The sequence below is a fragment of the Methanosarcina thermophila TM-1 genome (assembly GCF_000969885.1).
GTDB classification, from domain to species: domain Archaea; phylum Halobacteriota; class Methanosarcinia; order Methanosarcinales; family Methanosarcinaceae; genus Methanosarcina; species Methanosarcina thermophila.
Map to the genome: position 1 here is coordinate 3,050,130 of NZ_CP009501.1, position 12,928 is coordinate 3,063,057.

Sequence of the window (12,928 nt, forward strand, 5' to 3'; positions counted from 1 at the left end):
ATGCCTTTTGAGAACCCTTTTGCTCTTGTCGCTCTCCTGAGTGTCATCCCGCTTATAATTATCTACATGCTCCGCCCGAAGCCGACGGTACTTGCAATTCCCACACTCATGTTTGTCCTTAAGCTTGAGAGGGAAAGAAAACGGGTTTATGCTTCGCTAACCAAGATCGTACAGGACCCACTTTTCCTGGTTCAGCTTCTAGTGCTTATCCTGCTCTCCATTGCGGCAGCAGGCTATTATTACAACTCGGAAGAGCCTCTGAGCGGAGAGCATACCGTACTTATCCTCGATACTTCTGCAAGCATGCAGGTCGATTCCCGTTTTGAGGATGCTGTCGGTATTGCTGACGGTTATGTAAGCAAGAAGAACAGCATAATTCTTGCTTCGGATATGCCTTTGACTGTCCTTGAAGGAGGAAGCGCTTCAGCCGCCCATGATATTCTCAATAAGGTCAGACCGAGTGCAGGCACTGCCGACCTGTCTGCAGCAATTACCACAGGCATGCGAGCTCTTTCCACGGAAGGCGGAAGAATTATCGTTATTTCAGACTTCACGAACTCAAAAGGCGATGATCCAGTTGCTTCCAAGAACCTTGCCGAGTCCTACGGGATTAAGGTGAATTTCATAAAAGTAGGGAATCCTGCCGACAATATTGGAATTATCAACGGCTGGATTGAAGCTACGGATGGCAATTACAGCTATACCGGTGTGGTCAAGAACTACAAGAACAGCAACCAGAAAATTGAGATTGAGACCGGGAGAGGTATTTCAGGGAATGCATCAACGTCCTTTACCCTTGATGTCCCTGCAAGCGGAACAAACCAGTTCACTCTCGGAAATATCGGACCAGGTCTTACGACGGTCCGGCTTAATATCGAAGACAGCCTGCCTGTTGACAATAAAGCCTATATTTCCATTCCAGAGACCTCAAGCCAGCGTATACTCTATGTTACTGATAATGGAAAGCTGCCTTCGAAAACTGCACTCTCCCTGCTTCCAAACAGTAACATGACCATTTCGAAATCCGTGCCTGCCGAGCTTGATAATTACACACTTGTCGTGCTTGCGCAGAAAGATACCCCTATAGGGAATAGCTCGGTAGATAGAATAGAAAGCTATGTCAGGAACGGAGGTAATGCGGTATTTATTGTGAGTGGAGCCCTGGTTCCTGAGAAAACAGAGGTCGACCTTATTAAGATCCTGCCTGTGAAACCTCTACGGCTTGAGGATGCCGAAAACGGACTTGGGGTTGAAGAAGTCCTGAAGAGCAGCATTACGAAAGATATAAGAAGTAACGAAATCTCGGTACGCAGATACTTGAATGCAACTGAGAGAACAGGCTCGACAACCCTGGTAGCACTGAAAGAAAACAATGTTCCTGTACTTAGTTACTGGCAGGTAGGCAGGGGAACGGTTTTCTATATGGGGCTGAGCGATGAGCTCGGGGAAAATTCCTGGAACAATTTCCATAACCTGCCTGAATACCCCGTTTTCTGGATAAAACTTGTCCAGTGGCTTGGAGGAGCAGGCGATATCTCGGAATACAACCTGAAAACCGGTTCACTGACCTCACTTTCGAGAACTGAGGAAATCCGTACGCCTACAAAGACCTTCACCTCAAACCGCATTCTTTTTGACGAAGCCGGAATCTATGAAATTGCAGGTAAAAGAATTGCAGTCAATCTGTACAATGACAGGGAATCGAATACTACGGTTGACGCCTCGGAATTAATGAAAAGGGCTGTTTCGGACGATGAGCCCAAACTTGTGAGAGCTGATACTTACACTGCCAAAAATGACATTACCAACTACCTGATAGGAGTTATATTCCTGCTAATACTGCTTGAAATCCTAATTGTGCGCCAGCGAGGTGAACTATGAACCTCTCGCTTGAACATCCAGAGATGCTCTTCCTGATAATCCCTGTGATTATTGTTGGATTTTATCTTCTGCGGAAGACAAAAACGAAACTTGTAGAATGGAGAATGCTTGTAGCTTTCCTGCTTGTGCTTGCCCTTGCTTCTCCCTATACCACAATTACGCAGACCATAAGCGAAGAAGACCCCTCGCTTGTGCTGATTCAGGACCAGACATCAAGCATGGGTATTTTTTCTGAAGAAGCAGGCAGCGAACTATATAAAGCCCTTGTAGCCAATACCCCGACAACTTTAGTCCAGCTAACCGGAGATAAAACCTCGCTTGGGGATACAATTACGCAGTACGCAGGCAGCGGCAACCAGATAGTCCTGGTCAGCGATGGAAACAATAACGCTGGCAAGGATCTCTCTGAAGCTCTGGAGTTTGCAAAAGAGACCAGTACGCCTGTCTATCTTGTCGAGCCCGAACTCACGACAAATGATCTCAGTGTCGAGATAGTCGGGGACAAGACTGTTGTTGTGGATAATCGAAACGAGTTCGGGATAGTTGTCCGTCAGGCTTCAAATCAGAGTGTCAGCTATTTCCTTGAGGTATTTGTGGATGGGCAGCTTTCTCAGAGCAGGGATTTTATCCTGGAGGGCAGGAACAACAGCGATAATCCAATCCCAATTAATCAGGCTTTTACCACCCTGGGCGCCCATAATCTCAGGGTAAGAATCACTCCGCACGGAGAGGACCGCAATGCAGTTAACAATGAGTTCTTCAAGTCCGTGTATGTTATTCCAAAGCCCAGGCTTACCCTTGTTACTAATGAGCCGGACTCACCTCTAGGCAGGATTCTGGATAACCTTTACAATGTCTCAGCATTCAGCACCTATCCCGGAGCAGCGGCTCTTGAAAGCAGCAAGGTTCTTGTGCTTGATAACCAGATAATGGGTTCCTTTTCCGAAGCCCAGATTAAAGAAATCAAGAATTATGTCAGCAACGGAGGCGGGCTTGTTGTTGTGGGAGGAGAGCAGGCTTACAATTATGGGAATTATCTTAATTCCTCGCTTGAAGAAATCCTCCCTGTTCTCTCAAAGCCTTCCGAATATAAAGGTGGAAGAAACCTCGTCCTCATACTTGATGTTTCTCCAAGTACTGCTGCCCATGGAACCCAGGCAGATATCCTGGCAAATGCTATCTATATTATTCAGAATGAAAACCTGAGAGATGCAAACGCAGGAGTTATAGCATTCGGAAGTGAAGGATACGATGTTTCAGGAGGATTCGTGTTCCTGGGACTTTCCCAGAACCGGGAAATTCTGGAAGACAAGATTTCGAGGCTGACTCCTGACGAGCAGAGTAAGACTTCCTTAAACGAAGGGCTTAATGTCACAAAAACTATGCTTTCAGGCAGCGATGGAGAACTTGATGCTATTATTATTTCAGATGGAGCAATTGAGGACTCCTATGCCCCTAGCCTTCGGGCTGCAAGAGAACTTCAGGAAATGGGTGTAAATCTGTACTTTATCCATATCCACTCGGTAGCTCCTTCCCAGACTGATAAAGCCAGAAACTATTACGCTGAGAACCTGATGAAAGAGCTCGGGCTTGAAAATAACTATTTCCACATTAATAAGGGAGAAAGGGCAAATATAGGCTTTGAGCCGCCGGCAGAGCCTCCTGAGGAGGGAGAAGAAGAGGAAGTCGAGCTTGATGCTTACCCCCTGCTTGAGTACTCTCCAGACCACTTCATTACAAAGAATGTGAATCTTTCAAATGCCACTATTACAGGATATAACGACGTTACTCCGAAAGCTGGAGCTGAACGACTTGTTATCACGGTCACCGGAAAGCCTGTACTTACCACCTGGCGCTTCGGGCTTGGCAGAGTTGCAGCCTTTACCACAGACAATGGAGAAGGCGCCGGTTCCCGCTGGGCATCTGCCCTATATAACGGCTCAAGTGCGAGACTTATTTCAGGCATGACGAACTGGGCAATAGGAAACCCGAGAGCTGAAGAAGGAGCCTCGCTGGATAGTCCGGATACCTGGCTCGGCACGCCTTCCGACCTGACTCTTACAATGTACGATGAGGGAATTCCTGAGCTTAAAATGGATGGAAGCCCTATCGATCTTGCTTTAACCGGAAGGAATACCTATGAGGCAAGTGTAAACCCAGAGACCATTGGAATACATGATATCTCAGGATATCCACTTTCGGTAAATTACCAGCTTGAGTACCGGGATGTAGGGGTTAATGAGGATATAAAGTCTCTTATCCTTGCAACCGGTGGGAAGATATATACCGAAAAGGATGCAAGAGCCCTTCTCCTTAAAGATGCGCGGCAGAACTCTGAAAGGCAGTCAGACGAGCCAGTGAGCTTGAAGATGCCTGTGCTCCTTGCAGCGCTTGTGCTTTACCTGGGTGAAATCCTTGCAAGGCGCATAAAGGAGATGAGAAAGCTTTAAAATGTGCAGTTTGAGGCAGAAATATGAACATAAGAGCCCCTAATGGGCTCTTTAAATGTTGAGACTCTTTAGATGTTCAGAAATTTCTTTCACGGAATACCCATCGGAAAAAAATTCTTCAAGCCATGGTGTACTTCTATAGCACCTTCTGAAACATCCTTCAAATTAAGGATACTCTCTTATAATCTTTTTTAAATTTATTACAAACATGCCAGAAGAGCTAGGGTTACTTGTCCGAAAAAACCGGAGAAAACCGGCACTATAAGGTTATCATCAATTTTGTTGACTGCAGTTTCCATAAGGGTTGCAAAGAAAGCCATTACCAGGGAGACTATGAGGTTTCCGACTATAAGCATCCCGATAAGGAAATCAATAATGAATTCTGAGGCTGAGCCTTCAATTGATTTATCGTTTTTAAATATTTTTTGAAAAACCCGTCTTTTCCCGTAGAATTTCCCTATCAGAGCCGCAGACAGGTCCCCGAAGGTCGTCATAAGGATAGCAGCATAAGCGATTTCCCGGCTGAAAAGCGAGATTACAGAAATAGCTCCGAGCGCAAAAAAGATGTGACCTCCAAAGCGGTCGGCTTCAGTTTTTCTGTACATGATATAGAAAAGAGGTATTCGAATATTATGTTCAATCCGGAGATAGTCAAGCGCAAGAACAGTTACAAGAAATAGCATGAGCACCCACAGCACGGCTTCCTTTCCGAAAAATTCGTAGATGAGCACGATAAGGATTGAGACCAGATGCACACTTTTTCTCAGAAGTTCCAGGATAAATTCTCTGGACGGCATGGTAAAAGAATCCGTGAGGGTTAGTATAATTTATATGTGTTTCTTTATTTTCTTCCTTGCTGTATATCTTTTCCAGTGGATATTCCCAATATTAAATAAAAAGAAAAAGCAGGATAAGGAATCCGGCTAATTTATCCGTACAGGATTCCATCCTTTGAAACTGAAATCTTACGAGCCATCATGTGCGGTATCATAATCGGGGTTAATTACGATATCCTTTATGTTTGAGTTTTCTCCTATAGTGACTTCAGGCCAAACCTTAACCCCTGAGTGTATTGTTGAATTGTTTCCAATGATTACTTTATGCCCAATAACAGTTCCGTTTTCAAGGAAACAGTGGTCTCCAATTACGGTTTCGTCTGCTACCACCCCGCCTGAAATATTGGAATCCTTTCCTATGGACACATTATCGAATAGATATGATGAGAGAATCTTTGCGTTATCCTCTATAATACAATTTGAGCCTATAACACTGTAAGGTCCAATGAGAACATTGTCGCCTATAATTGTATTTTCCCCTATGACTATTGGTCCCACAAGGGAAGAATTCGAACCTATGCACACGTTGTTTCCTATGGAGAGAGGACCTCTTATTCTTGCGTTCCGGGTCGTGAAATGCCCTTCGATTGTCGTTCCGGGAAGGGCATCGAGCATCCAGCGCTGTGCCTGCCTGTAAGCTGCTGAACTTCCGACATCAGTCCATTGCCCCCGCACAAGCACGCCGTTGATTTTCTTGCCGGCTTCAAGCATCCAGGGAAAGAGGTCTTTTGCGAAGTCGAATTTTCTGTGTCTGGGGATCCATTCAAAAATCAAAGGATCACAAACGTATATTCCTGTACTCGCAAGGTTGCTGAATATCTGACCTGCTTTTGGTTTTTCCAGGAAACGACGAATCCGATTATTTATATCCATATCCGCAATTCCGAATTCTCTCGGATCGTCTATCGAAATAAGCCCTATAGTTACCGGAGCATCGTTCGATTCATGAAAACGGTACATCTCTCTTAGGTTAAGGTTGAGAACATGATCTCCCCCAAGTACAATAAATGGTTCATCTTTCAGGTATGCTTCGGCATTTTTTACTCCCCCTGCTGTTCCGAGCTTTTCCCTCTCGTACACATAATCGATATGTACGCCAAACATATGCCCGTCCCCGAGTTGCTCTTCTATGAGTTCTCCCATATATCCCAGGGTTATAACTATTTCATTGAACCCTTCTCTTGAAAGATGCTCTATCAGATGCAGGACTGACGGCTTATTAAGGATTGGTATGCTCGGTTTAGGGTGCTTGAATGTCAATGGCCTGAGTCTTGTCCCTGCCCCGCCGCACATGATACACGCTTTCATATTTTTCCCATATGTTCCTGTATGAATATATTATTTACAATAGACTGTTATCTTTATCTGAAAAGTTATTGATAATGATTACTCAAGATAATACTATTTAAAGAAAAAGGTAATCACATCGAAGAAGGGTGGTAATCATTTCGTAGAATAATCATCACTCAAAAGAATATCTTCTTTTCTTTCCACCGTGATTTCTCTTTTCCCTTTATATTCTGAGACTGTACCCGTTAAACCTATAAAATCTCCTTCCTGGATTGACATATTTAGGGCGTCTGCACCTGCGGTCTTCGGGATAAAAACGCTCAGGACTTCGGAGTCGCAGTCTACCTGTAAAAGCAGGTGTCCGCCTGTATAAGTAAAACGTTTGCTCAGAACTTCGGCTTCAAGGAATACCTTGTCTCCTACACCAGATTCCCTGCTGTACTGCTTGATTTCTTTCCCTGATTCCTGTCCAGACGCTGTAATTTCCGGTCCGAAGCAGAGATAAGCTGTCATAAGAGAAGTCAGTGTCATAAATAAAAGCAGTACCATAACTTTTTCTTCTTTTTCCATACTTTATCCCTGCATCTCCGGGCTCTGGAATTATTTTACAATCGAGACAAGTTTTATCTTAAGGATCAGGGTTTTGCCTGCAAGTTCATGGTTAAAATCCAGGGTGGCAGCAGTTTCCGTGGAGTTGAGCACTCTGACTTCTCTGCCGCCAGGTGTTGTGATTTTCTCTCCCGGCTTAGGAGGGGTCTGGAGTTCAAGCCTTACCAGAGGTATCGTCTGGACAAGATAATCCTTATATTCTCCATAGGCATCTTCAGGCGGGATTATAAGGGTTTTTTCTTCCCCCTCTTTCATTCCAAGTACACCCTGATCGATACCTTTTATTACCTGGCGTGCATCCACCCGGAAAAACAAAGGTCTATAATCCTTTTTTTCGTCATATATGCCTGCTTCGAGGGCTTTTTCCTTAGAAGTGGTATCGAATACCGTTCCATCTTCGAGTTTTCCAGTGTAGTCAATAAGAATATAGTCTCCTTTTTTTACAGTGCGAGAATTTTCCATTTTCCCTTTCTCCTATGCATTCTCCTTCCGGTATTCTGCCGTTTCAAAATCTGCCAGGATACCGAAAGGATGCACATTTTGAAAAAATGTTACAATTCTCAATTTGACTTTCAGGAACTTAAATTTATTCTATTGAGACGAGTTTTATATCAAAAATCAGGGTTTTGCCTGCAAGCGGGTGGTTGAAATCTACAACAAAGCTGTTATTGCTGACTTCTGTGACTGTGCCAGTCAGACCACTGTCCGTAGCCAGCCGCATTCCGATCTCAGGAGTAAAATCCACAGTATCAACAGACAACTCTCTTGCAAACTCCTCTCTGTATTCCCCATATGCTTCTTCAGGCGGGATTGTAATAGTCTTTTCTTCTCCCTTTTTCATCCCGATAACCCCCTCATCAAACCCCTTTATCATCTGGCCTGCGCCGACCGTGAATGTGAGGGGTTTATACTCTCTCATCTGGTTGTATATCCCTGCATCTATAGCTGCTTCCTTTATGGAAGTATCGAAAATTGTGCCATCTTCAAGTCTTCCAACATAATCAACCGAGATGGTGTCCCCCTTCTCAATTGTTTTGCTGGTCTCTTTTGGTATATCTTCAGCCATAAGAATCAATAAAACAAACGAAAACATACTAGATAAACGTGCTGATAAAATAAAAGTCAAAAATTGATTAAAAAAGAATTCCAGGAGTGGTAAACACAATAATCCTGAAGTTCTCTTTCTCAGGTTTTAATCGGAGATCTCGTCTCTTTCAGTTCTTTTTGATATTCAAGGTATGAATAAACAGCCGTGAACCCCGCATTAAAGAGTGCAGGCACGAGAATGAAAAAGAATGCAAGCTCATGGAAAAAAATTCCCAGCACAGCAACTGCTCCTGCAATCCTGAACAGCTTTCCTCCAATCCGGTTAGTCTTCCTCCAGACCCTGTCGCTGCTGAGAGTCCAGGGAGTCCTTATGCCGATGAACCAGTTTCTCTCCGCATTTTCCATAAGGATTCCTATGTAGTAAAACAGAAGCCCTATTCCAATGGGAATTACTTCATTCGGGCTAATCTGGATGCCTGTATTCCAGAGCAGCATCTGTAGATGGACGGCAAGCATAAAGAGAACCAAAATAATTATAAATTCGTCATAATACTTTCTGAATTTAGTTATATTCTCTCTCATCGGATCGATTCTGGGAATTGCCAGGAACAATACTGCAAGCCCTGTGATCAATAAAGGCATGAAGAAAACTCCCCAGAATCTTGACATATATCCATCGACCTCTCCCTTGAAGTTCCAGTGGGTTGCCATCGGGTCAGACACATGCGGATAAAAATAAATTGAAACTATATAAGAAAGGAGGATAAGTCCTGAGACTATAGCTGTGGCTTTACGCATAGAAGCTATTAAGATTTTTAAATTATTTAAAAAATTGGGAACTTGAGTATGCTGCAGACATCTGGAAATACGCTGTCGGAAATATAAATGAATGTTATTGAATATTTGAGAACCTAAAATATTTTGAGGTTTTACTGTTGCGTAAGAGATCTTAAATCCGGTAGCATAAAATTTCACAGTTGTCTGTCATTTAAAAATTTATGCTTAATTGTTCTTTAAATCGCTTTAGATTTCTGAATTATAAAAATTTATACGAATTTACTTTTGCTGTACTATAATAAGAGATGTCTATTTTCTGACTACTTTTTGTTTTTATTCCCCATAAACGAAGAGTTAAAATACTACGACATATACAGTATAAACAAAATTACTATGTGGCGGGAAGTTATGGCAACAAGTCGGGAGAGGCAGAAGGCAAATCTGGCAAGAATGAAAAGAATAATGGAAGAAATTGAAAGTACAACAGATGATTATGATCTGATTGTGGAATTACAGGAACTTTTAAGAAAACCTTATCCTCTGTCTTTGAAATGGCATATGATTGTTTTTAAAAGCGAGATTGAGAGAAGTTTGTGGTATCTCGAAGACATAAGAAAAGAAGAAATTAAATTAGAAAAAAGAAAGAGGAGGCGGGGGAAAGAGATAGATGAAAAATCAAACCGGTTTAACTGTAAATTTTCTGAGAAATTGAGTTCTATTGGGCTTGATTCCCAGATGGTATACGATGCGAAATCAAATAAGTATAAATTGTCAAAATCCGTGGTTTCCAGAACCTCGCGAGCAAACGTTTTTGCAATCCCAAAGTCCATGATAGGAGAATATAAACTCCAGTGGAGCGACGAAGTGAAACAAATCTGGGGAGAAGATACTATCGGGAAAAGGGAACTGCTTGAAAGGGGCATTTGCAATTGAGTTTACAGTAGTTTTATGTTTTGTATATATTGGATTTACTTCTGAAAAAACCTAAATAGTCTTCTACTTCCTTCTTTTATTACTCTTTCAAATAAAAAATTAATATATTGATCAAAACACGTAAAAATTTACACATATTAAAATACACATATTAAAATAAAATATCTATATTAAAATAAAAGTCTGTTTTATATTAAGAATCACTGAAAAATATTTCGCTGGTTAGCAGTTACCATTTAGCTTGCAGCATTCTGTTTTTGTTTTTATTTCTTTTCTTTGCTAATGGATAAAATGAAGCTGTCGGAAAATGGCGTCACTTATTGACCACCATAGCCTTTATATTAGTGAACTGTTTGAGCCCATAATGAGAGAGTTCTCTACCAACACCAGATTTTTTAATCCCGCCAAAAGGAAGCCTTGGATCAGATCTCACCATTCCGTTAACTGCTGCAAATCCAGCTTTTATTCTTCTTGCCAGTTTTTCAGCTCTATCGAGGTCTCTTGACCATACTTGAGCTCCAAGCCCTAATTCGGTGGAGTTTGCAACTTTTACTGCTTCCTCCTCATCCTTCACAGTAATTATCGGTGCAATAGGTCCGAAGACCTCCACATTGCACACATCCATATCAGGACTGGCTGCATGTATAATGGTTGGTTTAAAGAAAAAGCCTTTTTCACAATCTTCTCCACAAATAAAGGGTTTTGCTCCTTTTTTTACCGCATCCTCAATAAACGCTTCGAGTTCTTCAAGAAGTTCCCTCTTTGCAACAGGACCGATGTCAGTCTCTTCATCCATGGGGTCTCCAACTTTCAATTTATTTACTTCCTGTTCAAATGCCTTCGTAAAATCGTCAGCGATACTTTCCAGTACAATAAACCTCTTGGCAGCATTACAGCCCTGTCCTGTATTACGAAATCTAGACTTTGCAGCAACCTGAGCAGTTTTTTCAATATCAGCATCCTCAAGTACTATAAATGGGTCTGAACCTCCAAGTTCCATCACAATTGGCTTGATGAACCTTCCAGCCAGTTCTCCAATTCTAGAACCAGTATTTATACCGCCAGTAAGTGAAATCCCATCTACCATATCCTCTTTAATAATATCCATTGCAGTTTTGGAGTCGATCAACAGGGTCTTAAAGACATACTCAGGAAATCCAGCCTTTAAGAAAACTTTTTCGACCTCTATAGCAGATCTTGGCACGTTTGAAGCATGTTTAAGCACACAGACATTCCCTGCGCACATTGCGGAGATTGCAAATTTGAATACCTGCCAGAACGGAAAATTCCAGGGCATTATTCCGAAAATCACTCCCAGAGGCTCAAAAGTTACATAACTCTTTTCAACCCCTGTATCAACGAGTTCGTCTTTCAAAAATTCTACAGCATTTTCAGCATAATAATCACAGACCTGGGCACATTTCTGAACTTCGGCTCTCGACTGCTTTATTGGCTTCCCCATTTCCTTTGTAATAATCTCGGCATAAAAATCAAAATTTTTCCTGAGCACTTCTGCAGCCTTTGCAAGATACTTTGTCCTCTCTTCAACAGACAGGGAACTCCACTCTAGGAAAGATTCCCGTGATTTTTTAATATGGGCTTCACATTCCTCAAATGAAAATGTATCATATTCCCAATTTACTTCTTCAGTATATGGATTGATTGATTTTAGTACCACAGCATACCCCCGCAAATATTAGATTCTGGTTAAAATTTAACAGACGAAATTTTGTAAATTTTATATCTCTCAAGGCTTTACTCCCAAGAAGCCATGAGATATATAAAATCTATTGTATAAAAAATATATATGGTGCGCGCGCACTGAGCAAAAAAGACATTTTGAGGGGAAACTTCTGATACGCTCTATTTGCAAAGTATGAATAGATCCAGAAGGCAATTTTGGAAAGAGTAGAAAAGGGTATGAAAAAGTAGAATAGAGTAGAAAAGAGTAGAAAAAGGTAGAAAAGAGTAGTATTGATCAGGAGTATTAAAAATATTAAGTGGACCGGTCGGGATTTGAACCCGAGGCCTCTACCATGCCAAGGTAGCGATCTTCCCCTGATCTACCGGCCCATGTAAGACTTGCTTAATCAGCAACCCTCATACACTCGGTATCTTATATAAACCTGTCGCTAATTAAGCTCGGCGTATTGTAAATAAACTTTTGGAGTTTAGAAATTTAAAATCTCCAAGCAAAAGCTATAAGTAGTAAATTGAGTATTAGAAGTGTTGTCGGATTGGGATGCTTTCCCGAAAAAGCTTTCAACTTCGATAATTCTAAAAAACCTGCCATTTGGGGCCCGTAGCTTAGCCTGGCGGAGCGCACGGCTGATAACCGTGAGGTCCTGCGTTCGAATCGCAGCGGGCCCACCAAATTCAATATCCTTTTTCAGGAAAATTTCAGGTTTTTACAATAGTATTCGTTCTCCATTTGGGGCCCGTAGCTTAGCCTGGCGGAGCGCACGGCTGATAACCGTGAGGTCCTGCGTTCGAATCGCAGCGGGCCCACCAGATTTTTTGAATATCCATCTTTTTTTGAATCTTTATCCATCTTTTTATTCGTTTTTGGCATCTTTATCCTGTTTCTAAAAAGAGCCTCAGATTGAGTATAAATGAGTTTAAAGACGCCGCAAGCAACAATAAAATTCCAAAGGTTTGTTTAATAAATCTGGAGTGCAACAGAAAAGTTTGATCAGGGAAAAGTTTGATCAGGGAAAAGTTTGATCAGGGAAAAGTTTGATCCAGGGAAAGTTTGAGTGGGTAATTCCCTTGAAGAATTTCAGACAATGTGTTTCAGGCGCTCAATTTTTCTGAGCACGACTTTTAATATTCACTTATTCTAAAAGGGTCGAATGATGCTGTTTATTCGTTTCGGCAAAACTCGATATTTTTTATTTTCTGAAACTATATATTTTAAGAGTTTTGTAATGTTCCTTATCCACTAAGGGTTCTCTACACTCTCAGCTTTGAGACTCTAACATCAAAAAAGAAAGCTTATGCTTTCAGGAAGGCTTGAGGTAGTTTAAATGCTTTTTACTTCACTAATTTTCCTAAATTTATTATACTGTAAAAAAGAAGTTATAGCATACTCTTTAAGAAAAAGCT

10 protein-coding genes and 3 tRNA genes are annotated in these 12,928 nt (G+C 41.8%); 5 read left to right on the forward strand and 8 right to left on the reverse strand.

Annotation, left to right across the window (positions count from 1 at the left end; genetic code table 11):
• Positions 1-1,881, forward strand: a complete 1,881-nt coding sequence (locus MSTHT_RS13290) for a vWA domain-containing protein (protein WP_048168195.1) — start codon at positions 1-3, stop codon at positions 1,879-1,881.
• Positions 1,878-4,331 (forward strand): vWA domain-containing protein, encoded by a 2,454-nt coding sequence (locus tag MSTHT_RS13295; protein WP_048168196.1) that lies wholly within the window; start codon positions 1,878-1,880, stop codon positions 4,329-4,331. Before MSTHT_RS13290 ends, MSTHT_RS13295 begins: the two co-directional genes overlap by 4 nt.
• Positions 4,332-4,531: 200 nt before the next feature.
• Here MSTHT_RS13295 and MSTHT_RS13300 read toward each other — a convergent pair whose 3' ends face one another.
• The 6 genes from MSTHT_RS13300 to MSTHT_RS13325 all read right to left on the reverse strand — a co-directional run bounded on the left by MSTHT_RS13300 (position 4,532) and on the right by MSTHT_RS13325 (position 8,911).
• Complete coding sequence (locus tag MSTHT_RS13300; RefSeq protein ID WP_048168197.1) at positions 4,532-5,128, reverse strand: diacylglycerol/polyprenol kinase family protein; 597 nt, start codon at positions 5,126-5,128, stop codon at positions 4,532-4,534.
• A 168-nt stretch (positions 5,129-5,296) separates the two neighbouring features.
• Complete coding sequence (locus MSTHT_RS13305; RefSeq protein ID WP_048168198.1) at positions 5,297-6,475, reverse strand: nucleotidyltransferase family protein; 1,179 nt, start codon at positions 6,473-6,475, stop codon at positions 5,297-5,299.
• Between the two features lie 135 nt (positions 6,476-6,610).
• Positions 6,611-7,027: an OB-fold nucleic acid binding domain-containing protein gene (locus MSTHT_RS13310; RefSeq protein WP_048168199.1), complete on the reverse strand. Its 417-nt coding sequence runs from the start codon at positions 7,025-7,027 to the stop codon at positions 6,611-6,613.
• A 30-nt stretch (positions 7,028-7,057) separates the two neighbouring features.
• Positions 7,058-7,528, reverse strand: coding sequence for an FKBP-type peptidyl-prolyl cis-trans isomerase (locus tag MSTHT_RS13315; RefSeq protein WP_048168200.1), 471 nt, complete (start codon positions 7,526-7,528; stop codon positions 7,058-7,060).
• A gap of 124 nt (positions 7,529-7,652) precedes the next feature.
• Complete coding sequence (locus MSTHT_RS13320; protein WP_048168610.1) at positions 7,653-8,132, reverse strand: FKBP-type peptidyl-prolyl cis-trans isomerase; 480 nt, start codon at positions 8,130-8,132, stop codon at positions 7,653-7,655.
• 119 nt (positions 8,133-8,251) lie between these two features.
• Positions 8,252-8,911, reverse strand: coding sequence for an SdpI family protein (locus MSTHT_RS13325; protein WP_048168201.1), 660 nt, complete (start codon positions 8,909-8,911; stop codon positions 8,252-8,254).
• A 387-nt stretch (positions 8,912-9,298) separates the two neighbouring features.
• On the opposite strand from MSTHT_RS13325, the gene MSTHT_RS13330 reads away from it, so the two are divergent.
• Positions 9,299-9,823, forward strand: coding sequence for a hypothetical protein (locus tag MSTHT_RS13330; RefSeq protein WP_048168202.1), 525 nt, complete (start codon positions 9,299-9,301; stop codon positions 9,821-9,823).
• A gap of 313 nt (positions 9,824-10,136) precedes the next feature.
• On the opposite strand, the gene MSTHT_RS13335 is transcribed toward MSTHT_RS13330, so the two are convergent.
• Together MSTHT_RS13335 and MSTHT_RS13340 are read right to left on the reverse strand one after the other, a co-directional pair.
• Entirely contained in the window at positions 10,137-11,501 is a 1,365-nt protein-coding gene (locus MSTHT_RS13335) for an NAD-dependent succinate-semialdehyde dehydrogenase (RefSeq protein WP_048168203.1), read from the reverse strand.
• Between the two features lie 323 nt (positions 11,502-11,824).
• Positions 11,825-11,896: transfer RNA gene (locus MSTHT_RS13340), tRNA-Ala, on the reverse strand.
• A 223-nt stretch (positions 11,897-12,119) separates the two neighbouring features.
• Between MSTHT_RS13340 and MSTHT_RS13345 the strand changes: the two genes are divergently transcribed.
• Both MSTHT_RS13345 and MSTHT_RS13350 read left to right on the forward strand, forming a co-directional pair.
• Positions 12,120-12,196: transfer RNA gene (locus tag MSTHT_RS13345), tRNA-Ile, on the forward strand.
• A 61-nt stretch (positions 12,197-12,257) separates the two neighbouring features.
• Positions 12,258-12,334: transfer RNA gene (locus tag MSTHT_RS13350), tRNA-Ile, on the forward strand.
• The last annotated feature ends 594 nt before the right edge of the window (positions 12,335-12,928 follow it).

Excerpts from the sequence above, each read along its gene's own strand:
- MSTHT_RS13325 (WP_048168201.1), bottom strand. The coding sequence starts at position 8,911 with ATGCGTAAAGCCACAGCTATAGTCTCAGGACTTATCCTCCTTTCTTAT.
- MSTHT_RS13305 (WP_048168198.1), bottom strand. The coding sequence starts at position 6,475 with ATGAAAGCGTGTATCATGTGCGGCGGGGCAGGGACAAGACTCAGGCCA.
- MSTHT_RS13290 (WP_048168195.1), top strand. The coding sequence starts at position 1 with ATGCCTTTTGAGAACCCTTTTGCTCTTGTCGCTCTCCTGAGTGTCATC.
- MSTHT_RS13315 (WP_048168200.1), bottom strand. The coding sequence starts at position 7,528 with ATGGAAAATTCTCGCACTGTAAAAAAAGGAGACTATATTCTTATTGAC.
- MSTHT_RS13300 (WP_048168197.1), bottom strand. The coding sequence starts at position 5,128 with ATGCCGTCCAGAGAATTTATCCTGGAACTTCTGAGAAAAAGTGTGCAT.
- MSTHT_RS13330 (WP_048168202.1), top strand. The coding sequence starts at position 9,299 with ATGGCAACAAGTCGGGAGAGGCAGAAGGCAAATCTGGCAAGAATGAAA.
- MSTHT_RS13295 (WP_048168196.1), top strand. The coding sequence starts at position 1,878 with ATGAACCTCTCGCTTGAACATCCAGAGATGCTCTTCCTGATAATCCCT.
- MSTHT_RS13310 (WP_048168199.1), bottom strand. The coding sequence starts at position 7,027 with ATGGAAAAAGAAGAAAAAGTTATGGTACTGCTTTTATTTATGACACTG.
- MSTHT_RS13320 (WP_048168610.1), bottom strand. The coding sequence starts at position 8,132 with ATGGCTGAAGATATACCAAAAGAGACCAGCAAAACAATTGAGAAGGGG.